We start from the raw sequence: 23,798 nt of genomic DNA on the forward strand, positions 1-23,798 counted from the left end.
ATTACTCATTACTCATTACTCATTACTCATTACTCATTACTCATTACTCATTACTCATTACTCATTACTCATTACTCATTACTCATTACTCATTACTCATTACTCATTACTCATTACTAGAGTCCACTTTCTCGCATCGCTTCTAAATAATCGACTGCTGCGTCCAATTTATTTTCGTAAGAATAGGCAAACTCTTGAAACCATTTTCCTTCTTCCGAACGGGGATTGAGATTTTTTAACCATAATTTAGCCTTTTCTCGTAAAGCTTTTTTGCGGTTTATTTCCCTTAATTCTTCTCTTTTTCTAGCTGCAATTAATTCTTGTTGACGGCGTTTTTCTTCAGCAATCCGAGCCGCTTCTTGCTTTCTAATTTCTGCTCTTTTTGCTTCCCGTTTGCGGGCTTGCATCTGATAATCTTGTTCGATTAGAACATTCAGGCGATCGCGATATTTACTATTATTCTGATTATTATTTTGAACTGCTGGCTGAGGAGATTGAGACGATCTTGTAGCTTGGTTATTGCCTCTCCTTGCCGATTCCAATTCTTCGCGTAACTCATTTAACATCCCATCCATCGATGAAGATGAAGAGTTATTTTGGGGCGGTTGCTTGGATTTTGAGACAGAAGAACTATTATTTTCGATCGCTTTTCTTTTGGGTTCAAATTCTGCTTTCAATTGAGCTAGCAGATCTTCCATATTATTATCCGACACCAATACCACCCCATACTTTAGTCCTAGTTTTAGTTTTATTATGACAAAATTAAGCTACCGCTAGACTATCAGCGAGAGGTTTCCAGTTAACATAGCGATCGCCACCTAGTTCGAGGATTACCTTAATTCTTGGTTCTTCTTTGGTTAAATCGACCAAATATTGAATTTCTTGACGAGATAAGATCTGCCCTTCCATAATCCAAAGAGCCAATCCCTTAACCCCTTCAGGTAAAGTGCTTAATTCATAAGTAGCAATAGGAGGAACAAAGTAAATATCTCCCACGCAAGCATCTTGACCGATGGTTTTCTTACCCAAATGGGGAGGACGTACGCCATGTATTCTAGTTAAATAAGCTGCCAAATCTCCCAAGCCTCTGGCAGTAATGTTGACTGTCTGGTAGCCATAAGCCCGCAAGCGTCTTTGATAGCGACCTTCTGCTCCCCCTTCTAGGGGCATATATAAGCCCAAAGCACCGTTCTTTTCTAAAGCACGAATAAACGATTTTCCAGTGGTAATTAATGGCATCCCTTTTTTTTTATTGCTATCTATCTAGGATTATATTCTAAAGGGGAAAAGGGGATTTTTTTCTAGGCTCTCGATAAATTCTAGGATCTAATATCAACTTTTATAACAAATGGCGTAAAAAAAAAAGTTTAATATGTAGTGATCGTTAGGCGAACTGTAGAGAGAGCGATTAAAATTAATGGAAACTATAATTACCGAACAGAAAACAGTATTTTTTTCTACTGGAGAACAATTATCAGTGGAGAAAGATACCTTATGGTTAATTATCAGTGGAGTAGTTAAAACTTATACTTACAATCAGGATGGGACGATCGTTACATTAGGATTTTGGGGGAATAAAGATGTTGTAGGTAAAAATCTATCGAAGATAAGACATTATAAAACTAAATGCCTGAGCGATGTTAGGGCAATTCCAATTCCTCGTAGTCAATGGGCAAGTTTAGCCAGAGAAATGATTTATTGTCAGCAGCAAACCCAGCAATTAATTTATATCATTCACCATACTAGAGTTTCCCAACGTTTGTGGTTACTTTTAACTTGGCTAGGGGAAAAATTTGGTCGAATGGTTAGGGATGGGAAATTAATTGACTTTCAACTAACCCATCAAGAGTTAGCTTATGCTATTGGTACGACTCGCATTACCGTTACCAAAATCTTAAAGCATTTTGAACGAGAGGATTTAATCTTCAGACCTAAAACTAAATGTATTATTCTCAAGGAAAATTCATAAAAGAGTTTTTAGCGAGGATCGCTATCAATAGATCTTTCTAATGCTTGCTGTAAATTTTGAGTTAGATCGGCAACTGCTTGACGGCGATTTTGTTGATATTTTTCCCAATAGTCAGCAATCTGCAATGATGGCATTGCCGTGAGTTGTACCCATTTTTTTCCGAGATAGGGAGGTTTGACATTCGATTCTCCTTTCAGTTTGGCTACCATTTTCCACAATAGCAAAACAGTATCGGCTAATCTTTCTACGGTGTATTTTTCCGCCACATAATACCCCGTAACGCTGACAAAAGTTTCTACCAGACGCATATGCCAAATTCGCAATTCAGCTTCTGAGGCTACGAGATTTGCCAATCCTTTGATGGCAGGGGCTATTTCTTCAATTTCATTAAGATCGTCGCGATAGATACGATTCCAAGCAGCTTGTTCTACTCGACGACAGCGATCGCTAATGTTACCCTTGGATTTGATACCAAAAGACTGTTCGGCTACTTGTAAAGCAGCATCTAATAAAGCAGGGAGACGACTGGGTAAGTCACTATTAGCTTTTGGTATTTGTTGCTGGTAGAACTTACTATAAAATTCTTCCATTAAAGATAAAAGATATTCCGCTAAAGCATACATTCTGTCGTAAAGTTCGGTTTCTTGACTTTGAGTGGGGGCGATCCCGTTAACCAACCCCATTGTCTTGGCAGGGCTATTTTTAAAACCGCTATCTATTTCTAAATCCGATAATAATTGTTCTAAATATTGCCAGGGGGCAGAACGATAAAAATATCTAATACCTAAAGGAGCGATCGCAACTTTTTCCTTGCGTTGGGCTTTGATTAAATCCTCTTGACACCAAAAGCCAAATTGAGCGATTCCTGGTTCGATCGGACTTACTACCTCATTATGACCGTTGGTAGCTCCTTCAGGGGCAGCAGCTAGAGGAAAATCGCCGTTGAGAAACAACTCTCGAATCGATCGCAACCCCACTCTATCTAATGTTCCGCGACGAATGGGAGTCCCACCTAATTTGGAGATGACCCAACCAACTGGTTTTCCTGCCCAGAGAGGAATACCGCGATCGTAAATAAAGTGAATGTGGACGGGCGAGGGCAAATTTATTTGCTGTTGCTGGGCTATCTGGGGTAGTTGATTCCACAATAATTGAGCGATACAAGGAGGATCGCTCACCGCAGGATGGCGAAATGCCAACATAAACCGCATTTTTCCCTGTTGAAATTGCTCGTATAGCTTGACTAATTCCGTTGCGTTATCTATTCGGACATCGACAATATCGCAGTTGTAACGCAACCAATATGGCAATATTCCTTTTGCTGCATAACGTACGAGGGGATCGTAAGCTGAAGGGATAAATTCCAAAGCTGGTTGAACTTGAGTCATGCTATTTACTAGTGAATGTTCGCTCTTTAATCTTTAATTACAGCCCATAAGACTATTGAGATTATTCCTTATCATTCATAGCATCAATACCTTGAAACAGCATAAACAAACCACTAATTACAATTAAAAGTGCCAATCCTCCAAATGCCAAATCTATCCAGTTGCTATTTTCCATTTTTTTAGTTTAATTTAATATAAAATATCAAAAATATTATCTACTGTTTTCTCTGTTTTGATTAACAATGTTTAGAGTTATAACACCAGGATTTGACCAAAAATACGAACGTTGGACGGATGCCCTCAATCAAGCAAATTCTTTGATACCTAATTGTAAGGGTTTGTTTAAAGATATTAGAATCTATTATGGAGAGAATTTGATCTGGCTTTACAGTCGTTCTCATAAATACCCTCAATATATTGGTGCGGGAATTTATGATAAGTTGGCAAAATTATTTATTACTGAAGCAATGGAAGAAGAAGCGCAACAAAAAACAAATAATGAGTAATTAATTATTACTTGTGATTGTTTTTAGAATATTTTACTTAAAGTAATGGGAAACCTAAAATAAGATAGAATTAGAGCAGAAATATAACAAAATAATAAAACACTTAGTTTTTGTCTTTTTTGTTTGAGATTATATATTTTTTTGGTATTGTAATAAATTTTTTTGACGCTTTTACCGACAACATTTTGTCCTAAAAATACGTTGTAGTAAATATAAAGGACATTATAAACAATAAATAATAAATTAATCAAATTCAGCGGATGATAAATTAAATTAAGATCGAATTGATAAAAAACACATTCTCTAGCCACAGAATTGAATAAACACTTGGTAGGAGTCAGCTGAATTAATTTGATACTAATTACTATAGCAATCAATACTATAGGAGCATAGCAGCAATATCTATTATTAATTGCTTTCTCTAGTTGGGACACCATTACTACATCTATCTGAATTAATATTCAAATTGTTGCATTAATGTAGAACCTTATATTTATTATTTTAATTAAGAAGTTGCTAGGAATATATCTAATTTGTATCTCAATAAATTAAACATCGACTCGATAATCTAAATCTAATTCATCTCCAGGAACACCTCGAACCCCCCAATTAGACCTAGGTGTCTCTAAAATTATAATCTCTAAATCTTGAGGAGCGATCGCGACTGTTTCCTCGATTTTCTGGTACAAAAGACGAATTAATTTTTTCTTAGCTGCTGTAGATCGCCCTGCAAACAGATTAATTTCGATAATCGTATAATTATTACTGCGATCGCTCGGAAAAATAAAGTTTTCTGATTCCAAGATAATAAACCGTTGAAATCTTTTTTCTTCTGGCGTACCGATGCCTTCTGTTAGTGCTGCTTGAATTACATAGGATAAAGCAAAACGCTTGGGTTCGATATTTTCTTTTAAACCGTATATTTTTACCTGTACCATAAACCCGAGCGAAATTTATCTATTTTGAGAATTCTGGAGAGCTTTTTGAGCCTTATTCAAACTATCGATCGCCACATTATAACTATTAGTATCTCCGGTTTGAAAAAATATTTCAGAAGCCTTTTTAAAATCTGCCGAAGCAGCAGCAAAATCCCGACGGGAATAAAGAATTGCCCCGCGATTGTGATAGGATTTGCCGTAGTCTGGGGCAACGCGAATCGAACGATTGTAGTCTTCTAATGCTCCATCAATATCGCCCAGATCTTCTTTGACTAAACCTCGATTGAGGTAAGACCAAGGATTAGTAGGATCGAGACGAATGGCACTATTATAATCTTCTAAAGCTTGCGGTCGATTGCCTTGTCGATATTGTGCCAACCCGCGACTGAAATAAGCCAAGGCAAAATTGGGATTATTTTCGATCGCCTTATTATAACTGGCGATCGCTCCAGGAATATTTCTTTTGGTATAGTCGATCAAGCCTTGATAGTAGACTGCCAGCACGTTATTGGGATTGCGATCGGCAGCTTCAATTAAAAATTCATTTGCCCTGGCAATATCTCCTTGAGATAATAATTCTAATCCCTCTACATAGTTTTTGGTTGCTTCCACATCAATATCCCCTTCTTCTCGATCTGGCTTGCCATTATCGATAATTAAAGCAGCTTCATTTAATCCTGCTACTTTTAAGGAAGCGGTAAAATTCTGAATGGGAATGGCAGCATTAAAGCCAGTTTTGAGGGGTTCGGGAATACTAGAAGATTCATTTCTGACGCTACCTACCACATCCCCTTGCCCGTGAATGCCGATCAAACGCCCGCTAGTATCGAATACTCCACCACCACTCATACCCCGACGAGTTAGAGCTTGATAGCGTAGGGAATAGCCTTCAGCCGCGCTGTCTCGGATGCTGGTAACCGTACCAGTAGTAAACTCCCAATGACGCTGTTGCTTGATTTCTGCGGTTAAAGGATAGCCAGAAACAAAAATCGCAGCACCAGGTGTGGCGTATTGGGAATCGCCAATGGTGACGACGGGATACTCGCGATCGCTAGTAAAGGAAACTAAGGCTAAATCCAAACCGTTTTGGTCTAAGTTTTGGACGTTGGTTACTTTATATTCGGCATTATCGGGAGTTTTAACTAGATAGCCAATGTTGACATTTTTAACCACATGATTGGCAGTAAGCACCTGATAGCTATTATTATTTTTGGCGATAATTACTCCCGAACCTCCTGGTACGCCTAAGTTATTATCAATTCTAACCGTCACTAATTCGGCGATCGCGGCAATTTCTGTCGGACTCTTGGCAGAAACTATTTCGGGAACAAAATTAACGATGGCGATCGTTGCCGTACCTGCGATCGCAGTAGCTAGACGAGAATTAAACAACATGGTTCGATATTTTTTACAAATTTTCTTGGGAATTGAGATAAATACTAATGGGAATACCCCAACTAGACTCAATGGACTGTTCTAATTGTTCTGGATTTGGTTCGCTACCATCCTCAAAAACATATACTCCAAAACCAGGATCGCGATATTTTCCCCTACCGTGAATGCCAATTAACCTTCCGCGAGCGTTAAAAATAGGACTGCCACTCATCCCTGGTTGCGTATTGTTGCTATAGCCCAAACCATAGCCTTGGAGTAAAAATTGATCGGGGATTATCGATATTGTTCCTTGGGTCAGATGAAAAGCTTTATTTCCCCAATCTAAAGTATTTTCAGTATCGGCGATCGCCATAGGAAAGCCAGCAATATAAACTGTTTCTCCCACTTCAGGCAGTTGAGTTTCAATTTTAGCCACAGGATATTCTACTTCACTATAAAACTGAAGTATGGCTAAATCTGCATCTCCTATTTGTTGGGGAAGCTTGACTAACTGATGTTCCTTATCGTCCGCCGTCAAAATTAGAGGGTTGTGGGAATCTACTACGTGCCAGTTAGTTAAAACAGAATAAATGTTTCCCTGGCGATTGACGATCGCACCAGAGCCAGCAGAATTGGGTTTGACTACCCGAACTGTTGCAGGTTTGGAGAATTTTAAGGCAGCATTATTACTGATATTTTCGGGAGAAATATCCGCTGTAGGTACTGCTTGGGCTATAGGGCTGATTGTATCAGTCTGGGGAAAACTTAAAGTCCCAGGAGTAAAGGTGTGAGAATAAATATATCGATCGATTGGAGAATCAGAAATAGCCCCAAGATTAAAAGTAATACTGGCTAATGTTACCCACATAGGTAGTCTTGTGCAATTAAATTCATCGTTTGGGCTGAAAAAAGGTAAACCTATTCAAAAATTAAGAAAATCCTAATTCAATTTATCTTCTACAGAAATATAAGGAATAGCAGCAGAAGACTCATAATTAGATTCCAAATTTTGTTGTCCGCTACCCCAGGCAAAAAGATTATTTAAAGCTGCAATACCATCTTGTCCTGGTTTTAAAGTATAGATAGTACCCTCGCAAGGACCATCATCTCGACTGGCAACGCAAATTACCTGTTGTTCGTTTTCTACTCCCAAGGTGACATATCTTAATTTACCTTCTTGTCGGTATTGTTCCAAGCGTCCGCTAACTGCCTGGCAGCGAGCAAAAGGAGTCCAATTAGCATCGCTAAAATAATTGGAAACCCATTTGATCCAAGGTTCGGCAGTTCCTTGAGAATTTTGATAAATAGTGGTAGGGATCCCCGAATCTATATTACAGTGAAACCCCTGTTTTGATTGGGCTTGAGCTAAATTAGTAAAAGTAACAGCAGTCAAGCAACTAGTAATTGTGACTGCTGCGATTTTCAATGGATGTTTGATAGTCGATAGTTTCATTGCTAAAACCAAACTCTAATAGCGTGGTTGTATTATTTACCGTTTATTTAAAAATATTATGCAAAAAAACTCGCTAACATCTGGAGAACTATCTTCTATTCCTAATTATTCGGTCAATCCAGAATTGAATTCGTTAAAAGAACGACGTTTTAATACTTGAGATTGCGATCGCGGTAATAGATCGAATACTTCCCGCAAAACATCGTCAATTTCTTCATAGGGTACTTGTCCTTTACCGTCGTAAACCACTTCTCCTTGTTGGTCTAAGATCACGGTTTCGGGAACAACCCCACTATAATAATATGCAGGTTCGTCGGGACTATATTTGTCTCGATCGATAAAGGAATCAATACTAACGGGAATAATACTAGCAGCCCGTCCGTAAAATTCTTGGACTCTGGTTACCAACCCCGAAAACTGTTTGCAGTCGCTACTATCGTCAATATAAAAAACTAAAATAGCGGGTTTGTCTCTACTCAAAGATGTAGGTAAATCCATCCGAGGAGGCACTAAAGAGCCATTTCCCCCAAACAAAACAAATATATTTCCTTCATAGCGATCGTCATTAATAGTAGCTAAAGCTGGAGAGATTAGCCAACTAGAAAAACTAGCGATGACCACCAAGCAAACAATAATTAGTTTTTGACAAACTGTTGTCCATATTCTTTGTTTGAAGTTGGATAAGAGAGATGGTAGAAATTTGATTAAAATCATTTTTAAACTCAGTTTATTTTGAATTTTGCTATTGGCTAGCGATCGAGATTCAGCACGATCTAAAGTTTATCGGATAGCGCGGATAGCTCAAAACTAAGTTTTTTGTGAGTTCGGAGTATATTTTCTCAAGAAATCAAACAAATGGTGTATTTGGATACTATACAGCATCATTTGTCAATCTTTTTTTGCCATAATAAACAATATCCGTAACTTTTGTTTATATAAGAGTTCGGTTGAAGATTAATTCTTAATTAAAATCAACTATGGGACTGATAAAAGGCGTTACTTTAAGAGAGATGGAGTCTATTCAAGGAGGAATGATTGAATTTTATACTCCTCAATCTAGCAACGAAACGATGATTGTCAAAGTACCAGCCAAAACTGAAGACGACTTATTTGTTCACAAACATCAAACGGATCAGTTGTTAGTAGTCAAAGGAAGTTTTGTTTTAGTAGTTTTGTATAACAAACAGTATCAATATATTCCTCTTAGCGAGAAAAATCCTCAAGTTGCAATTATTCCTCCAGGTATTTTACACGGTGCAATCAACTTAGAAGATCGAGATTGCTTGATGGTTAACGCTGTATTACGTCATGGAAAACCGCAACCAAAAGACTATCAGCCAATAGCTAAACCTTTTCCTTATGATTTAGAAAAAGCCAAGTCAAGCTTAGGATATCTAGAACCCAAACCCTTAAAATTTGTCGCAGGGGCAGGAATATAATCTTTAAAAATAATTTTCCCTCAACATAAAATTAACTATTAAAAACTAAAAAGGGAATTTGTCAATCAAATTCCCTTTTCATAAACTAGTTTTGTTATATATCTTGATATATTTTGCCTGTTAAACCGAGGGCTTTAGCGACTAGCTGCAGTGGCAACAGCTTTTCCACCATCCCATTCTTGAAGATCTATAGTTTGTAAGCTAGGGAAAAGGAAATGATTTTCCTCAACGTATTGCGCTCCAAATAAACCTTTCTCTGCCCAAAAATAGCGGTCGGTAGTATGTTCGTTCCTTTTGACCACCAAAAGTGCGGGAGGTACTATACCTTGAGCTTTTATGTAGTTGCGAGCAGCAGTTACTGGCTTATCTTCGCCACTTTCGATATTATACTGAGGGACTAGTTCTAAAATTTTACGTCCTTCTTGGCGACGACGGCTCTTACGTTTGCGTTTTCTTGCCAACCCCTTGACCTCCTGAAATTTACTTAAGGAATACTGTACTTAAAGTTACGAATTTGTCAATAATTGTATCGTAATAAACAAAAAAAATCAAGTAGGTTCTTGAACGGGTTGTCAAAAGAAGTTATCTTAAAATGTTATGTATAAAATATAAAATCTAAGTTAAATTTAGTACTTAGCAACTAGAGAAAAGATAACAACAAAAGTCGAAGTTAATGGCAATTAGTGTTGGTTAATTGATTAACTTGTTGTTCTTAACTGTCTGTAAATTTCTGTCTGGAGAAAATTCATGCCCAATAACCATATTTCCAGTACTGAATTTACTAATTTGTGTCAGTCTCAAATAACTTTATTGACTGAAAGCTTGGGGGCAGTATGGAGCGTAATCTATTTAGCAGAAGAAGTAATTGAAGATAAAGAAGCCCAGCTATTTCCTCTGGCACTTTATCCTCAAAATCAAGAGGGTAGTTTAATAGAACTTCCCAGGGTCAAGCTATCGGAAATTTGGCAGCAGCTAAAATCTCATTCTTCTTCTCAATTATTGCCCCCTAGCTTTACAACCGAAGAAGAACGAGTTAAGTCTGACTGGCAAAGCAATTCAGCAGAAAGAAAACAACTAATTCTACCTTTGGTACACCAAGAAACTTTTATTGGTTTGTTGGTAACTGGTAGAGAAGATCGAGAATGGCAACCTGCAGAGTTAAAACAGATAGAAGAGATTGCTAGAACTCTGGCGATCGCTCGTATTTTAGAACTCCAGTATCATTGGAGTCAGCAAGAATTAGCCATTCAAGAAAATCTTAGGAGAATCGAACGAGATCGCCTGGATAATTTGTTACATCAGCTACGCAATCCTCTAACAGCACTGAGAACTTTTAGCAAGCTTCTCCTCAAGCGGATTTTACCAGAAGATCGCAATCATCAAGTAGCTCAAAGTCTTCTCGAACAAAGCGATCGCTTTCAACAACTGCTCGAACAATTTGAGGCAGAGTCCCCAGCAAAAACTGCTCTCGATGGTACTACTCCATTATTAGGCTTCAGCGATAATACCGATCGCCCAAGTAATTTTTTACTCCCAAGCTTAAATAATGAATTGGCTGCGATTGATTTAACCGAAATTCTAGAGCCATTATTAAATACAGCTAGAGCGATCGCAGCCGACAGAAATATCTTATTGCAAGAAAATATTCCCCATTCAATACCCAAAATTAAAGGAGATTTATCTGCTTTAAGAGAAGTTTTTAACAACTTAATTGATAATGCTTTAAAGTACACCCCTGAAGGGGGAAAAGTACAGTTAGATCTGACCACAAAATGTATTAATGATGTGGAAATGTTAGGGATTGCGATCGCCGATACTGGTTATGGCATTCCTCCAGCAGATCTTGAGCGTATTTTTGACCGACACTATCGCGGGATTCAGTCTGAAAGCGATATTCCTGGTACTGGCTTAGGACTGGCGATCGCTCAAGAATTAGTTACAAAAATGCAAGGAGAAATTGAATTAATTAGTCCTAATAATTTATCTCCAGACAGTCCTGGTACTACCTTTATTGTGTGGTTGTTAGTTGTTAATTGTTAGTTATTTTACGTTCGATCGCATCGGCAACTCGACAAACATCGTACATTTGGCTGACATCGTGAACCCTCAAGATATCCGCACCGCGAGCGATCGCGCCATAACAAGCTGCGGCTGTACCCCATACTCGATCTTTGGCATTGTCTCGATTTAAAATAGGGCGCATAAAACTTTTACGAGATACCCCCACTAACAAGGGTAAATTTAATGTTTGTAATTCCGATAGGCGTTGCAACAATTCCAAGCTTTGAGGGGCGGTTTTGGCAAAACCAATACCAGGATCGAGAATAATTTTCGAGCGATCGATGCCACAAGCCATCGCTTTGTCTACTTGAGCAGCTAAAAAATCCTTAACGTCAGTCACTACATCCTGATAATCAGTCATACTTTGCATTGTCTGAGGATTACCGCGAATGTGCATTAAAATAATCGGGACATCTAACTTAGCCACTACCTCCAATATCTGAGGATCGAAAGTAGCCCCAGAAATATCATTGACAATATCTGCCCCTGCTGCGATCGCTTTTTCCGCTACTATTGCTTTAGTCGTGTCGATTGAGATAGGAATAGTCGATTCTTGACGCAATCTAGTAATTACAGGAATTACCCTGTTTAATTCTTCTTCTAAAGATACTGCTTCTGCATTAGGACGAGTCGATTCCCCGCCAATATCAATGATATCTACTCCATTATCGAGCATATATCTAGCTTGAGCTAAGGCAGTGTCCAGACTATCAAACTCTCCACCATCACTAAAACTATCGGGAGTCACATTCAAGATTCCCATTAAATAGGTTTTTTCTCTCCAGTTAAAAGTGCGATCGCGGATTTTTAGAGTCATTTTGATTAGTGGTTATTAGATGGAAAACCGAATTATTTTACGGCTTTTTGATTGAGTTACTTAAAAACAGTTCATTATTTATAGTAATAAAGCGATCGCCAGTATGGGCAATGACTCAGAAAAATATTTTTAATCTACCCCCATCTCTTCCAGACCAAGAATTATTAGAATCAATTTTATCTACAGAAAACATTTTAATTGAGAGAATTGTTTCTACTGGTCAAACCACCCCACCAGGAAAATGGTACGACCAAAAAAGAGATGAATGGGTTATCTTGCTCAAAGGTGAAGCTATTTTAAGTTATGAAGATAATTCCCAAATCAAACTCATAGCAGGAGATTATCTATTTATTCCCGCCCATCAAAAGCATCGGGTTGAATATACTTCTGTCAAGCCTCCTTGTATCTGGTTAGCCATTCATGGGGATTTAGCCAACGACACTCAATAAAATATAGACTGGAAATAGTTTGCTAACTTGTAGATGGGTTGTATGGAAGAATTTTTACCACAAGGTATCGAACTTTCCCGCAATGGCGACTGGGAAGGTGGGATTGCTTTATTTGATCGCGCGATCGCATCTAATCAAAATTTAGTTCGAGCCTATTATTATCGCGGTTTAGCTTATTACAATTTGGGAAATATCGAAAATGCGATCGCCGATTATAATTCTAGTCTCGATCTCGACAGCAAACAAGTAGAAGTTTATTTGAATAGAGCTACAGCCTTTTTAGCTTTGGATAATATTCAAAGTAGCATCATCGATTTACAAATTATTTTTAGCCTCGATCCTAATTGCGATCGCGCTTATAAATTAAGAGCAAATATTTGTCTTCGTCTCCAGGAATACGATCGGGCGATCGATTACCTCAAACAAGCAGGAAAAATCTATTTAGATCGTCAAGATAAAGAAAGCTGTCGTTTTTGTATTGCTCGCATCCGTCAAATCGAACAACAAAAAATTGCGGAACAAGGCGGTGTTACCAATCAAGCATTTTTACAAAAAATACAGCAAAAAATCAGTCAGGGTAATTTAGGGGAGGCTTTTCGCGATTGCAACTGGTTACTTCAATTAGATCCTTATGACGCTCTAGCTTATCAATATCGAGGAGAAATTGCCATTGAATTGGGAGAATGCGATCGCGCCGAAGCAGATTTGCGTCAGTCGGCGAAATGCTTTCTCTCTCAAGGAAATGCTGCTGCTGCCGAAAAATTAGAAAAACGTTGCTTGCAGTTACAACTAGATCGAGCCTATCAAAAAACTTCTAGCCAACCAACTAATATTCCCCGATTAATTCGCACTAGATCGCCACAAAATGCCCTACAAAATCGACTTTATGTTTTAGTTGGCAATTGGAATATCGCTCAAAGTTTAGTTGAAAGACTAATGCAACGCTATCCAGGGAAATCCGATACTTGGTATTGGGAGAAAGCCATTTACGATATTGAGCGCGATCGCCTCTAACAAAATATTTATCAATAAAATAAGGTTGAAAAACGCTAAATTTTCAACCCTAAAGATTTATTTCTCTATGTTTCAATTGTGCCAGTTAAAAGCTAATTTTACATTAGTTTTGTCTAGCTAAAAGCTATTCAACTACAAAGCATTGGGTTCAAACTGACAAGTTAAGGGGCAAGAAGCATACACGGGAGTATTGGCTAAATTATTTTGTCCGTGTAACCAACTCAACCAGCTTACTTGTTCGGGATGAATTCCTTTAAAAGCTAAGATTGCTGCACTAACAAAAACTACAGCAATATTAATTGTAAAGATACTTCCTGTAACTACTAATAAGGCACTAGCAGGAATTACAGTTTGTAAAATAATTGTGGCTAAAATGCCGACTGTAACGACTAAAGCACCAACAGGAAAACCAACTACTAGCAAACAAACTGTAAGAGTAAAACTCCAAATTAAAAAACTTTTGATTAAATCCAGGTAACTGTTCTTTCTTTGTACTAATTCCATTATTTTAAAGCTTATCAACAACAACAACTTAGAAGATATTTTTGAGCTAAGTTAGCTCTTTTACATTCGTTATAAATCAGTATAAGAAACTCTAATATTTAATACAACTTTTTTAAATATAATTTTACATTTAACTAGATAGACAGACGATCGCTTAGGTATTTTAATCTCCATCTGTTGCGATCCCCAATAGTTTAAAGGGCTTTTTAGCAATTAAATCATCTATTTTAAAACCCTAAGTTAAAACTCATTTAATTTCTCTATAGCTTTTTAGTAATTTAATTATTAATATTTTTAGGTAATAATGCTTACAAGTCATTTAAACCAGAAATTAGAAAAATGAAACTCAGTAGTAATTAAATACTTTGATTTTATCAACACAAAAGAAATACAAGATATATTCTTTTTATTTCAGCAATTTTATCTTCACTCAAAATGTTTGCTGTTACCCAATCAAACTAATTTCAATCTTCAAATCGTTTTATTCCTGAAACTCTAACCAGTAAAGCTAATAGCTTGTTATAAAGCTGAGGGAAATGGGCATACTGAGTTTAGAAAATATGACATGACAAAAAACGATAAAGTAATCACCATAAAACATGAATCAAAATACAGGTTCTCGACCATTACCCCCTCCACCACCATCAACTTTAGGTCGAACTAATAGCGATCCCTCGAAAGCCAAATCAGCAAAAATACAAGATTCCCCTACTCAAAAAATAGAGACAGAAACCAAAGCCGAAACTAAACCCATTCGTCCCAAACGATCTTCGGGTCAGCCCTCTTTAGAATACATTATTAAAAAAGCTTACGAACAAGGATTTTCAGACATCCATTTAGGAGTAGAAGAAGTTCCGCGAATGCGCGATCGCGGTGAAATGGCACTAACTAAGTATCCGAAAACCGACCTCAATACTTTTATGAGTTGGCTTCACGAGATTCTGACCGACGAAGAAGTTGCCAGATTTGAGAAAGAACTAGAATTTGATGGGGCTACTCAATACGAGTTTGCCAGGGTTAGGATTAATATTTTCGATACTCTACGGGGTCCCGCCCTGGTAATGCGTTTGATTCCTTTAAAAATCTTGACTATGGAGCAATTAGGCTTGCCTCCGGTATTTCAGGATATTTCTGACGCTCACAAAGGTTTGGTGTTAGTAACGGGGCCTACAGGTTCGGGTAAATCTACTACTATGGCAGCAATGGTAGATTATATTAATAACCAACACGCCAAACATATTATTACTATTGAAGATCCGATTGAATTCGTTCATCAAAGCAAACGTTCTCTAATCAAACAAAGAGAAGTTGGTATTAATACTTTAAAATTCGACAACGCCCTTAAAGCATCTTTAAGGGAAGACCCCGATATCATCCTAGTTGGGGAGATGCGAGACAAAGAAACAGTCAATACTGCCCTCAAAGCAGCCCAAACAGGTCACTTAGTCATGGGAACATTGCACACTAATAGTGCCATTAAAACCATCGAAAGGATCTTGACTCTTTATAGTGCCGAAGAACAAGATGCAATGCGAGTAGCTATTTCTGAGTCTTTGGTAGCGGTTATCTCTCAAGGATTGTGTCGTACTACCGATGGTAAACGGGCAGCCTATCACGACATTATGGTCAATACCGAAACTGTTAAAGACTATATCAAGCAAGGTAAATACGAAGAAATTCACAACATCATGCTGGATGGAGAATATGATGGTATGCTAACCACCAATCAAGCCCTATTCAGTCTTTACGAAGAAGGTAGAATTACTGAAGAAACAGCTTTAGAGAGATCGCCCACTGCCAATGAGATGGCAATGATGTTGCGGGGAAGAGTTTAATCTTGAGGAAGTAGTTAAACATCCACCATTGAGTATTTGATATATATTTAATTTGATAGTTAAATGCTCAATGGCAAACATTCAATGAATGATGTTTTTCCTAATACCTATAAAGGAATTGCTATATTTACTCCTGGAGGCGATCTAATTTATGGTGTTGATCGCAACAAACGAGCCCAGTGGCATAACGATCTATGCATGGGTTTACAGAAAATATGGGATCTAACAGATATCCCCCATTTTTTAGTCCCAGGGTATACGGCAACGGTGGAGCGTTGGCTCAATCCCCAGACGCAACGCATAGAAACTATTGCCGAAGTTCATTCTCCTGTAGAGCGTTATATTCCCTTATTAGAAGTATTATTTGACTTAGAAACAACAACTCAATGGCATATTGCTCCTTGGCAAGAAGAACATTGTAATCGTGCCATTATTGAAACCTATAAGCCTCTTTTTCCACAACTTTGGGAACAACGGGATTTAGTCATTCGCCAAGATCCTAATTTTTCCCTAGTTTCAGAACAACACCATCTGGAGAAAGAAGGGCATAATTTAGTTTCAGAAGCAGTCAATTCAGATTCTAGCAATGGTTATGTTTTGCATTTATTTATTAGAAGCGATCGCTCTAATACCGAACAAATTCTTAGTAGCATACATCAACTTTTAGAAACAGGTTTAGACAGTCCCTATAATTTGAAGGTAATCGATATTCTCAAACATCCCGAACAGGGGGTCAACCATCAAATTACAGCTACCCCCACCCTACTGAGAATATCCCCCAAACCAGCGCGACGCATAGTGGGACAATTGGATGATATTCAAAGAGTATTAAAGATTATTACTAGTTTTTAAAGGAGCTAATCTTAATTTAAAGGGATTGCCGTAACTTTTTTAGTTGCCAGAACTCGAATTTTAACTATTAGTTCGTTCTTAAGAGATTGGGAATTGCCTCCCAAAGCAGTTTGAGGTTTGGCTAAAACGTCTACTGCCCCAGCTTTCATTACTTGGTAAATATTGTCCATGTCGGATTTTTGGACGGTATTACTCAGTACCAAAATAGGTGTGGGATATTTTGCCATTACCTGTCGGGTAAATTCTAAGCCATCCATTTCTGGCATTTGCAGATCGGTACAAATTACGTCGGGGTTTAATTTAGCGACTAATGCAAGTCCTTTTTTGCCGTTACTAGCTTTGCCAATAACTTCGATCTTATCGGAACTATTGAGCATTTTTTCATAAATATTAATCGCAACAGCAGAATCTTCTACTAATAAAACTTTTATTTTTGCCATGTTCTTTACTCCTATAAACTTCACTTAATTTTCTGAGGCATTAATCAACTCTTGGAGAGTTTTAAATAATAATTTTTGGTCGAAATCCCCTTTCGTTAGATAAGCATTTGCTCCTGCTGCTTGACCGCGATGTTGGTCTTCGGCAGATGCCAAAGTAGTAATTAAAACAATGGGCAAGCGATGATATTGACTGTGTTGGCGAATCTTAGCAGTCATTTCCAGACCACTCATTTGGGGCATTTCTACGTCAGATAAGACAATATCAAACTCTTGTTCGAGGACTTTTTGCAATCCGATTACACCATTTTCAGCAATAGTGACTTGATAGCCAGCACCTTTGAGCAAACGCTGCATTTGAGTGCGGATGATAATCGAATCTTCGACTAACAGCAACCTATTTTTAGGAGAATCATCTTCTGTAGTTGCGACAACAGATTTCCAATTACCATTTTTCAAAGAATGAAGCAGATCGGAAGGATTGAGAATCATACAAACTTCCCCACTACCCAAAATGGTTGCCCCTGCAATATTGGGAATGCGTTTGAGTAGTTTACTTTGAGGTTTGATGACAATATCTTGTCGGTCGATCAAATCGTCAACAATTGCGCCAAAACGTTCTTCGCCAATTTGAATAATAATACAAAAAATATTCTGGCGATCGCGATCGCTCGTTTCTGGTATTGGTATTTTTAATAAACTGGTTAATTTAGTTATGGAGATTGGTCGATCTTCAAAAGTAATAGTGGGTTTGCCTTCAAGATTGTAAATTTCACTTTTTGGCAAGGAAATCATCGTTTGAATGAATTCTAGGGGTATTGCATAATAAGTTCCAGCCAAATCGACAATTAAAACTTTGGTAGTCGCCAAACTGGTATTCAAACGCACTTGAAATTTGCAACCATTGCCAGGAGTGGAAGTAACTAAAATTGCTCCCTTGAGTTTTTCCACATTGGCACGAACCACATCCAAGCCCACCCCTCTACCAGAAAGTTCGGTAACTTTAGTACGAGTCGAAAAACCAGAAGCAAAGATCAGAGATTGAATCTCCGATTCGCTCATGGCAGCTATTTGGTCGGTCGTGCGCACGTTACGGCGGATAGCAGTTTGTTTGATACTATCTAAATTTAAGCCTCTTCCATCATCAATTAATTCAATACCAATACTGCTACCTGTTTGATAACCCCGCAAGATAATAGTTGCCTTTCTGGGCTTGTTGCGCATTTCTCGTTCTTCAGGAAGTTCGATACCGTGATCGATTGCGTTACGAATTAGATGTAATAAAGGGTCTTTAATTTCTTCTAAAATTCTTTTATCAGCCTTAGTGTCTTCTCCTTCAATAATAAATTCAATCTCTTTACCCTGCTGTCGGGCGAGATCCCGCACTAGACGAGGATAGATATTAAATACCGTAGATAGGGGTAACTGTCTTAAGCCTTGAATTCCCGTTTCCAAGCGATCGCTGATAATGCTCAAACTGGCAATATCCTCGCTAGCCCTGATTTTAAGATTGCTGGCTAAATTACCCAAAGAATCTAGATATTGTTGGGCGCGATCGTAAAAATAACGCAGGGGTTGAATTTGTTCGGCAGGGAAATTAGACTCTATTTTAGTTAAAAAATCTTCATTTTCAGTATTGTATTTTTGCCAACCTTCAAATAAAGCTAACATTTGCTCTATTTCAGTCATTTGTTGCGATATACGCAACTTAGTAACTGCTAGTTCGCTAGCTTGAGTCATTAAGGTATCTAGCTTTTGGGGTTCGACGCGAATCGTGTCGATCTGATGATTTCGGACAGAAGTTGCTGCTTTTATAGGCTGGTTGGTTTCTGGGACAACTACAGTTTTCTCAACCGCTTTTGTGGCAAAAGAAAGTAATTCTTCGGGTTGTTTGTCTTGCTCAAAAAATGATTCTGAATTTTCATCATCACCAAAGAAATCGCTATCATCATCGTCATCAAACAGAGAAGATTCCGCAGTAGAAGTTTCCCCCAAAAAGCCACTATCATCATCGTCATCAAATAAAGAAGATGCCGAATCATCATCGTCATCAAAGAGATCTACCGAATTGCCTTCGGTCAAAGCTGCCAGAATAGCCGCCGTATTTACTTCTACTGCCTCGCCTGTAATTGCTGCGTGGGCGAGTTGGTTAATCCCATCAATACCCCTATACAAGCGATCGCATAATTCAGAAGTTAGTTCTCCTTTACCTTCTTTGATATCTTCAACACATTCTTCTAGTTGATGGACTAATTTCTCAATATCAATTAGTCCCAACATCCGCGAATCCCCTTTTAGAGTATGAGCTTCGCGCAAAAATTCTTCCATCGCCGAACTATCTTGAGGATTTTTCTCCAAGATCATTAACTCGGATTCCAGCTTAGAAATATGTTCGCTACTAGAAGTTTTATAAAGCTCTCTTAACTCGTCATCATCTATATACATAAGCTTTTTAGTTAAGCAAATTCTTTAAATAATCGCTTTTAATTCATCGGCAGACTGTTTTAATTGCGAGGTCGAATCTTTAACATCTCCCATGTCAGATGCCGTATCCATCGCATTTAAGTTAAGAGCATTAACCGCTGCCAAAATTTCTTGAATACCTACAGCCTGTAGCTTAGCTGTGCTAGAAATTTCCGAGGTATTGGCAAATACATTATTAATCGCGTCTTTCACCCCAATAAATGACTCGGCGGTTTCTAGTGCCAATTCAATACTAGATTCGGCGGTTTTCTTACCTTCATCGGTAACCATCACCGCACTATTCATTGCTGTCTGCACGTCAATTACCAGGTTATTGATTCTATCGGCAGATTTGCGACTTTGATCCGCTAGTTTCCGAATCTCACCCGCAACTACCCCAAAACCTTTTCCGTATTCTCCCGCCCTTGCTGCTTCAACTGCTGCGTTTAGAGCTAGCATATTTGTTTGGCTGGCTAAGTCACCCACTAGTTCCGATACCCCTGCAATTTGTTCGGTTTGTTCGCTGAGGTTGATGATTTGTTCGGCAATTTCTCTGACTCTTTCTTTAAGACTTTCCATGCCAACCCGCGTCTGTTCCACGGTTTCCGCACCATTTTCGGCGAGAGAAAGGGCAGTACTAGCATTTTTTGCCGATTCTTCAGCTTGAATTGCCGAGCGTCGAGAAGTTTCTCCCAAATCGTCCACTGTAGAAGTAGTTTGACCGACAGAAGTCGCCTGTTCGTTAGCTACTGCTTCTTGACGTTCTACTTTGGAGGCAATTTCTTTGGTAGAATCGGCAATTTTATTGGTAAATTCATTTAGAGTATTGGTAATTCTTCTTGTTCCACCGACAATAGTAACAATAATTATCAAGTTAAATATTGTTACTAAGATTTGAATCCATCTCAACTGTCTGACATTCTGGCTAGAGTATTCTTCAGCAGCATCTACTGCTGCATTGGTTAATTCAAACAGAGTTTCACTTTCTGTAAGTAATTGTTGGCGATTGGCGATAGTAGGATTTGTTCTTACCTGTTGAATAATTTCTTTAATCTCATTCCATTTTTGTTGGGCTGCTTCCATCTTGGCGATATAAGCAAGATCTGTTGCTGGAGGCAATTCTAATTCTGGATTACCATTAAGCAGACCATCAATTAACCCATCTAACTTGACTATGAGTTTTTCATTAGTATTGTTAGATAGCACTAATTTGACCGCCCTTTGAGTTGCCCCCCGAACTACCCCAGAACTGTTAATTACCTTAGCATCATCAGCAGATGACTGAATAAATACAACTCCCAAATTTAGAGCCACAACAGTTCCAATTGCGATCGCACCAGCAGTTAACTGAGTTCCAATTTTCATAAGATATTTACCTAGTAATTTGAGTTAGTAATTAGAAATAAATTTTTAAGTTGTTAGTTCTACTGTGAGTATTCCCGCTTCTAAAAGTTTGCCTAAATCGATCGCATTTAAAGAGCGATCTTGATAATCGACAATTCCTTTGAGATATTTTGCAGTATTGCTATCGGTAGCTACGGGAACTGGTTGGAGTTCTGTGGGACGAAAATCTACTATATCTATGACTTCTTCGACAACGATTCCTGCCACAATTTCCTTGAATTCGATGACTATGGCATTTGTCCCTAAAGATTGACGGTTAGAGGCTAAATTTAAGGGTTGGCGAATATCAATTAAGGTGAGGATTTCTCCTCTTAAGTTCATATTACCCACAATATAGTCTGGGCAGCAGGGAATAGGAGTTATTCTGGTAATTTTAGTTAATTCTCGCACTAGAACCAGATCTATGCCAAAATAGCCACCATTGAGCTTGACTATGGCAATGGAAGTTAGATCTGTGGCTTCATCATTGTCGCTGGCGATTTTGAGATTAGCTGCACGGTTAGCTAAAATTGCTTTGATTTGGTCAGAAGCAGCAGGAAAATAGGAGTCATAAAAATCAGTAACGGAATTTGCTGCTATGGATTCTGAGTTTTCGGGATCTGTCAACTCTTCTAAGACATGGGGATGGCGAATGAGGTTATCTACATTGAGTAAAATAATCATCTCATCGTCGAGATTAATTATCCCTCCAATAAAGGCAGAATCTATATTACTGGCTCTACCATAGTTTAAATCCTGTTGAATGTAGCGATCGTCAATATCGACAACTGTTTCTACCTCATGGACGATAACTCCAATTTGTAACCCAGGAGACTCAACCATAATGACGCTATCTTTCAAGTTACAGCGATCGCATTGATGACCAAAACGCAAATCCAGGTGCATCACTGGCACGTAAAAATCGTGCAAATTAAGCAATCCGACAATATCTGGAGGTGCTTCGGCGATGGGAATTAATTCTGGTAATAAAAAGATTTCGATAACTCTTGCTGCTGCGATCGCATAACGGCGATCGTGCAAACTAAAAATTAGATAGGGTTTGACAGCCATGTTCTGCTCCTCAAATTGGCTTTAAGGTTCTTAAATGTATTCGGCAACAACTTCTCTTAGTTGTTCTGGTTGAAAAGGTTTGGTTAGATAACGACTCGAACCTGCAATATGTCCTTTCATTTTGTTGACTAAGCCATCCCGCGCCGTCACCATAACAATCGGCAATTCGCGAAAATCGTCAATTTGGCGGACGAATTTGCAAAATTCTAAGCCATCAACATCAGGCATGGTTAAATCCAGCAACATGAGTTTTACTGGATGTTGTTTGAGTATTTTGAGCGCGTCGGCTGCTTTGTTAGCCAGCAATACTTGATATTGTTCTTGTAAAGCTCGTTTAATCGAAATCTGAATAATCGGACTATCATCAACTGATAGCACTATAGGCAAGCTCGTACGATCTACCGCAACCTTATTTTCATTGCTAGCAGCATTAGTTTCAGCAGATTTAATATCTTGTCGAATTGATTCAATTTTGGCTTTGACATTACCCACAATATTCTCTTTCACATGGGGCGTTGTAGTAAAGTTTACCCAACCATTTTTCGACCAAGTTACGTAACTTTTGGCTACTTTCAAGGGATCTTTACCCATTTTGTCGGCAATATCAAATAGATTATTCTTACCATCCGCCGAACTTGCTAAATGGTTTTTGACATTGCGATCGCTAATTTGTTGTAGTTGTTCTTCCCTAGCAACAGGAACGGCATCTAAAGAAGGAATAATAGAACTATAAAGACTCCATTTCTCCTGGCGACGAGTGATTTCTTGCTGAATATTTGACCAATTTAAAGGGTGCCGATCCGAACCATAAAGTAAATCAAATTCTTGGTGGGTTTGCCATTTTGCTAATCCTGGATTGGATAAAAATTGTTCTAGGATTAAAACTATTTTATTAGTTATGAAAGTTTCTGCTTCTTGCCAGGTAAATACTTTCATTGTGATTAATAATTCAGCCAGTTCTCGAATAGAATTAGGCTGATTAACTCTTTCTAAAGCTACAGACAAAGCAGCATCAATCAAATTAGGTTTTAATTTCTCCCCTAACAGTTGACAGATAGATTTATTAGTAGGAAGTTGAGAAACTTGAAGATCTCCATATACTAATGCTCCTGACTGCCAAATTAACAGACAAGACCTTTGAGTTTGCCATTGAGATACTTGAGTTTTCAGACTGAGGATTCCACTTTTTTTCTTGTGAATTAAAGATTCTAAAATAGAATTTAGCTTACCTGATTCATACTTTTGTGATGACATTACAGCCCTTTAAGAGATTGCGGTCTAAAAATAAGATTTATCAATATAGATAAAACTATATTGCCCAAAAAATTCACAAAAATAACGCCACCTATACGGAAACTTCATGATTTATATATGTATTTATTCGGAAACTAAATAATAGTTGACTTTGATTGGTGTAGAGTCACTTCTGCTTGCTATCAGATAATAATTAATAAATATAGGTTTAAGTAGATATCATTAAAACTACATAATTTCACTAATGCGATCGCTCTTATTTTCAAAACTATTCAACTCTCTCTGCGCCTTCGCGCCTTTGCGTGAAATCAAAAGATTGCCTCATTTCTGAAACTACAGAATTTCAGTGATGCGATCGCTTTACTATTCAACACACTTAAAAATGCGATCACGAAGCTAGCCATAGACACCACCTTTCTCTTCAAAAGAACCTAACTCTCTTTGCGCCTCTGCGCCTTTGCGAGAAATTAAAATACCTTTGCTATCTTAAGTAATCGATATTCAATTATAAATAAGATACAGCCACTAATAAACCAAAGCTTTTTTCTCGCGGAAGACATTGATATTATTAATCTTCAGGAAGTTTATTTA

Annotated in this window: 24 protein-coding genes; 8 read left to right on the top strand and 16 right to left on the bottom strand. The window is 38.0% G+C overall.

What is annotated here, in order from left to right; genetic code table 11:
- Positions 1-116: 116 nt before the first annotated feature.
- Both AC33VI_RS07555 and AC33VI_RS07560 read right to left on the bottom strand, forming a co-directional pair.
- On the bottom strand, positions 117-713 hold the full coding sequence (locus AC33VI_RS07555) for a salt stress protein, Slr1339 family (protein ID WP_491781656.1): 597 nt from the start codon (positions 711-713) through the stop codon (positions 117-119).
- 49 nt (positions 714-762) lie between these two features.
- Positions 763-1,239 (bottom strand): NAD(P)H-quinone oxidoreductase subunit N, encoded by a 477-nt coding sequence (locus AC33VI_RS07560; RefSeq protein WP_491781657.1) that lies wholly within the window; start codon positions 1,237-1,239, stop codon positions 763-765.
- A 178-nt stretch (positions 1,240-1,417) separates the two neighbouring features.
- Between AC33VI_RS07560 and AC33VI_RS07565 the strand changes: the two genes are divergently transcribed.
- Complete coding sequence (locus tag AC33VI_RS07565; protein ID WP_491781658.1) at positions 1,418-1,969, top strand: Crp/Fnr family transcriptional regulator; 552 nt, start codon at positions 1,418-1,420, stop codon at positions 1,967-1,969.
- A gap of 8 nt (positions 1,970-1,977) precedes the next feature.
- Here the strand turns inward: AC33VI_RS07565 and AC33VI_RS07570 are convergent, their stop codons facing one another.
- Positions 1,978-3,357 carry a lysophospholipid acyltransferase family protein gene (locus AC33VI_RS07570; protein WP_491781659.1) on the bottom strand — a complete coding sequence of 460 codons (1,380 nt, stop codon included), beginning with the start codon at positions 3,355-3,357 and terminating at the stop codon, positions 1,978-1,980.
- Between the two features lie 242 nt (positions 3,358-3,599).
- Between AC33VI_RS07570 and AC33VI_RS07575 the strand changes: the two genes are divergently transcribed.
- Positions 3,600-3,863, top strand: a complete 264-nt coding sequence (locus tag AC33VI_RS07575; protein WP_491781660.1) for a hypothetical protein — start codon at positions 3,600-3,602, stop codon at positions 3,861-3,863.
- 548 nt (positions 3,864-4,411) lie between these two features.
- On the opposite strand, the gene AC33VI_RS07580 is transcribed toward AC33VI_RS07575, so the two are convergent.
- The 5 genes from AC33VI_RS07580 to AC33VI_RS07600 all read right to left on the bottom strand — a co-directional run bounded on the left by AC33VI_RS07580 (position 4,412) and on the right by AC33VI_RS07600 (position 8,342).
- Positions 4,412-4,801, bottom strand: coding sequence for a tautomerase family protein (locus AC33VI_RS07580; RefSeq protein ID WP_491781661.1), 390 nt, complete (start codon positions 4,799-4,801; stop codon positions 4,412-4,414).
- A 15-nt stretch (positions 4,802-4,816) separates the two neighbouring features.
- Positions 4,817-6,196 (bottom strand): tetratricopeptide repeat-containing S1 family peptidase, encoded by a 1,380-nt coding sequence (locus AC33VI_RS07585; protein ID WP_491781662.1) that lies wholly within the window; start codon positions 6,194-6,196, stop codon positions 4,817-4,819.
- A gap of 13 nt (positions 6,197-6,209) precedes the next feature.
- On the bottom strand, positions 6,210-7,043 hold the full coding sequence (locus tag AC33VI_RS07590) for a S1 family peptidase (RefSeq protein WP_491781663.1): 834 nt from the start codon (positions 7,041-7,043) through the stop codon (positions 6,210-6,212).
- A 72-nt stretch (positions 7,044-7,115) separates the two neighbouring features.
- Positions 7,116-7,628, bottom strand: coding sequence for a COP23 domain-containing protein (locus AC33VI_RS07595; protein WP_491781664.1), 513 nt, complete (start codon positions 7,626-7,628; stop codon positions 7,116-7,118).
- 105 nt (positions 7,629-7,733) lie between these two features.
- The gene (locus AC33VI_RS07600; RefSeq protein ID WP_491781665.1) at positions 7,734-8,342 is read right to left on the bottom strand and encodes a thylakoid membrane photosystem I accumulation factor; all 609 of its coding nucleotides are present in this window, start codon (positions 8,340-8,342) and stop codon (positions 7,734-7,736) included.
- Positions 8,343-8,605: 263 nt separating this feature from the next.
- Between AC33VI_RS07600 and AC33VI_RS07605 the strand changes: the two genes are divergently transcribed.
- On the top strand, positions 8,606-9,067 hold the full coding sequence (locus tag AC33VI_RS07605) for a cupin domain-containing protein (protein WP_491781666.1): 462 nt from the start codon (positions 8,606-8,608) through the stop codon (positions 9,065-9,067).
- 134 nt (positions 9,068-9,201) lie between these two features.
- Here the strand turns inward: AC33VI_RS07605 and AC33VI_RS07610 are convergent, their stop codons facing one another.
- On the bottom strand, positions 9,202-9,528 hold the full coding sequence (locus tag AC33VI_RS07610) for a DUF3155 domain-containing protein (RefSeq protein ID WP_491781667.1): 327 nt from the start codon (positions 9,526-9,528) through the stop codon (positions 9,202-9,204).
- A gap of 286 nt (positions 9,529-9,814) precedes the next feature.
- On the opposite strand from AC33VI_RS07610, the gene AC33VI_RS07615 reads away from it, so the two are divergent.
- The gene (locus AC33VI_RS07615; protein ID WP_491781668.1) at positions 9,815-11,107 is read left to right on the top strand and encodes a GAF domain-containing sensor histidine kinase; all 1,293 of its coding nucleotides are present in this window, start codon (positions 9,815-9,817) and stop codon (positions 11,105-11,107) included.
- Here AC33VI_RS07615 and folP read toward each other — a convergent pair.
- Positions 11,097-11,945, bottom strand: a complete 849-nt coding sequence (gene folP / locus AC33VI_RS07620) for a dihydropteroate synthase (protein ID WP_491781669.1) — start codon at positions 11,943-11,945, stop codon at positions 11,097-11,099. The two genes, AC33VI_RS07615 and folP, sit on opposite strands and share 11 nt — an antisense overlap.
- A gap of 110 nt (positions 11,946-12,055) precedes the next feature.
- Here folP and AC33VI_RS07625 point away from each other — a divergent pair, with 110 nt between their 5' ends.
- Positions 12,056-12,394, top strand: a complete 339-nt coding sequence (locus AC33VI_RS07625; protein ID WP_491781670.1) for a cupin domain-containing protein — start codon at positions 12,056-12,058, stop codon at positions 12,392-12,394.
- 42 nt (positions 12,395-12,436) lie between these two features.
- Positions 12,437-13,408: a tetratricopeptide repeat protein gene (locus AC33VI_RS07630; RefSeq protein WP_491781671.1), complete on the top strand. Its 972-nt coding sequence runs from the start codon at positions 12,437-12,439 to the stop codon at positions 13,406-13,408.
- A gap of 132 nt (positions 13,409-13,540) precedes the next feature.
- Here AC33VI_RS07630 and AC33VI_RS07635 read toward each other — a convergent pair whose 3' ends face one another.
- Entirely contained in the window at positions 13,541-13,912 is a 372-nt protein-coding gene (locus tag AC33VI_RS07635) for a hypothetical protein (RefSeq protein WP_491781672.1), read from the bottom strand.
- Between the two features lie 599 nt (positions 13,913-14,511).
- On the opposite strand from AC33VI_RS07635, the gene AC33VI_RS07640 reads away from it, so the two are divergent.
- Both AC33VI_RS07640 and AC33VI_RS07645 read left to right on the top strand, forming a co-directional pair.
- Positions 14,512-15,747 (top strand): type IV pilus twitching motility protein PilT, encoded by a 1,236-nt coding sequence (locus AC33VI_RS07640; protein WP_491781673.1) that lies wholly within the window; start codon positions 14,512-14,514, stop codon positions 15,745-15,747.
- A gap of 63 nt (positions 15,748-15,810) precedes the next feature.
- On the top strand, positions 15,811-16,599 hold the full coding sequence (locus AC33VI_RS07645) for a circadian clock KaiB family protein (protein ID WP_491781674.1): 789 nt from the start codon (positions 15,811-15,813) through the stop codon (positions 16,597-16,599).
- An 11-nt stretch (positions 16,600-16,610) separates the two neighbouring features.
- Here AC33VI_RS07645 and AC33VI_RS07650 read toward each other — a convergent pair whose 3' ends face one another.
- The 5 genes from AC33VI_RS07650 to AC33VI_RS07670 are packed head-to-tail and all read right to left on the bottom strand — an operon-like array spanning position 16,611 to position 23,207.
- Positions 16,611-17,039, bottom strand: a complete 429-nt coding sequence (locus AC33VI_RS07650; protein WP_491781675.1) for a response regulator — start codon at positions 17,037-17,039, stop codon at positions 16,611-16,613.
- A 24-nt stretch (positions 17,040-17,063) separates the two neighbouring features.
- Positions 17,064-19,481 carry a hybrid sensor histidine kinase/response regulator gene (locus AC33VI_RS07655; protein ID WP_491781676.1) on the bottom strand — a complete coding sequence of 806 codons (2,418 nt, stop codon included), beginning with the start codon at positions 19,479-19,481 and terminating at the stop codon, positions 17,064-17,066.
- A gap of 24 nt (positions 19,482-19,505) precedes the next feature.
- Complete coding sequence (locus tag AC33VI_RS07660) at positions 19,506-20,864, bottom strand: methyl-accepting chemotaxis protein (protein WP_491781677.1); 1,359 nt, start codon at positions 20,862-20,864, stop codon at positions 19,506-19,508.
- A gap of 45 nt (positions 20,865-20,909) precedes the next feature.
- Complete coding sequence (locus AC33VI_RS07665; RefSeq protein WP_491781678.1) at positions 20,910-21,953, bottom strand: chemotaxis protein CheW; 1,044 nt, start codon at positions 21,951-21,953, stop codon at positions 20,910-20,912.
- 30 nt (positions 21,954-21,983) lie between these two features.
- Positions 21,984-23,207, bottom strand: coding sequence for a response regulator (locus tag AC33VI_RS07670; RefSeq protein WP_491781679.1), 1,224 nt, complete (start codon positions 23,205-23,207; stop codon positions 21,984-21,986).
- Positions 23,208-23,798: the final 591 nt, after the last annotated feature.

The organism is Waterburya sp., from assembly GCF_058530065.1.

What these genes read in the sequence shown, in the direction of transcription:
- AC33VI_RS07560 (WP_491781657.1), bottom strand. Translation starts at nt 1,239, where the DNA reads ATGCCATTAATTACCACTGGAAAATCGTTTATTCGTGCTTTAGAAAAG.
- AC33VI_RS07565 (WP_491781658.1), top strand. Translation starts at nt 1,418, where the DNA reads ATGGAAACTATAATTACCGAACAGAAAACAGTATTTTTTTCTACTGGA.
- AC33VI_RS07570 (WP_491781659.1), bottom strand. Translation starts at nt 3,357, where the DNA reads ATGACTCAAGTTCAACCAGCTTTGGAATTTATCCCTTCAGCTTACGAT.
- AC33VI_RS07575 (WP_491781660.1), top strand. Translation starts at nt 3,600, where the DNA reads ATGTTTAGAGTTATAACACCAGGATTTGACCAAAAATACGAACGTTGG.
- AC33VI_RS07580 (WP_491781661.1), bottom strand. Translation starts at nt 4,801, where the DNA reads ATGGTACAGGTAAAAATATACGGTTTAAAAGAAAATATCGAACCCAAG.
- AC33VI_RS07585 (WP_491781662.1), bottom strand. Translation starts at nt 6,196, where the DNA reads ATGTTGTTTAATTCTCGTCTAGCTACTGCGATCGCAGGTACGGCAACG.
- AC33VI_RS07590 (WP_491781663.1), bottom strand. Translation starts at nt 7,043, where the DNA reads ATGTGGGTAACATTAGCCAGTATTACTTTTAATCTTGGGGCTATTTCT.
- AC33VI_RS07595 (WP_491781664.1), bottom strand. Translation starts at nt 7,628, where the DNA reads ATGAAACTATCGACTATCAAACATCCATTGAAAATCGCAGCAGTCACA.
- AC33VI_RS07600 (WP_491781665.1), bottom strand. Translation starts at nt 8,342, where the DNA reads ATGATTTTAATCAAATTTCTACCATCTCTCTTATCCAACTTCAAACAA.
- AC33VI_RS07605 (WP_491781666.1), top strand. Translation starts at nt 8,606, where the DNA reads ATGGGACTGATAAAAGGCGTTACTTTAAGAGAGATGGAGTCTATTCAA.
- AC33VI_RS07615 (WP_491781668.1), top strand. Translation starts at nt 9,815, where the DNA reads ATGCCCAATAACCATATTTCCAGTACTGAATTTACTAATTTGTGTCAG.
- folP (WP_491781669.1), bottom strand. Translation starts at nt 11,945, where the DNA reads ATGACTCTAAAAATCCGCGATCGCACTTTTAACTGGAGAGAAAAAACC.
- AC33VI_RS07625 (WP_491781670.1), top strand. Translation starts at nt 12,056, where the DNA reads ATGACTCAGAAAAATATTTTTAATCTACCCCCATCTCTTCCAGACCAA.
- AC33VI_RS07630 (WP_491781671.1), top strand. Translation starts at nt 12,437, where the DNA reads ATGGAAGAATTTTTACCACAAGGTATCGAACTTTCCCGCAATGGCGAC.
- AC33VI_RS07635 (WP_491781672.1), bottom strand. Translation starts at nt 13,912, where the DNA reads ATGGAATTAGTACAAAGAAAGAACAGTTACCTGGATTTAATCAAAAGT.
- AC33VI_RS07640 (WP_491781673.1), top strand. Translation starts at nt 14,512, where the DNA reads ATGAATCAAAATACAGGTTCTCGACCATTACCCCCTCCACCACCATCA.
- AC33VI_RS07645 (WP_491781674.1), top strand. Translation starts at nt 15,811, where the DNA reads ATGCTCAATGGCAAACATTCAATGAATGATGTTTTTCCTAATACCTAT.
- AC33VI_RS07650 (WP_491781675.1), bottom strand. Translation starts at nt 17,039, where the DNA reads ATGGCAAAAATAAAAGTTTTATTAGTAGAAGATTCTGCTGTTGCGATT.
- AC33VI_RS07655 (WP_491781676.1), bottom strand. Translation starts at nt 19,481, where the DNA reads ATGTATATAGATGATGACGAGTTAAGAGAGCTTTATAAAACTTCTAGT.
- AC33VI_RS07660 (WP_491781677.1), bottom strand. Translation starts at nt 20,864, where the DNA reads ATGAAAATTGGAACTCAGTTAACTGCTGGTGCGATCGCAATTGGAACT.
- AC33VI_RS07665 (WP_491781678.1), bottom strand. Translation starts at nt 21,953, where the DNA reads ATGGCTGTCAAACCCTATCTAATTTTTAGTTTGCACGATCGCCGTTAT.
- AC33VI_RS07670 (WP_491781679.1), bottom strand. Translation starts at nt 23,207, where the DNA reads ATGTCATCACAAAAGTATGAATCAGGTAAGCTAAATTCTATTTTAGAA.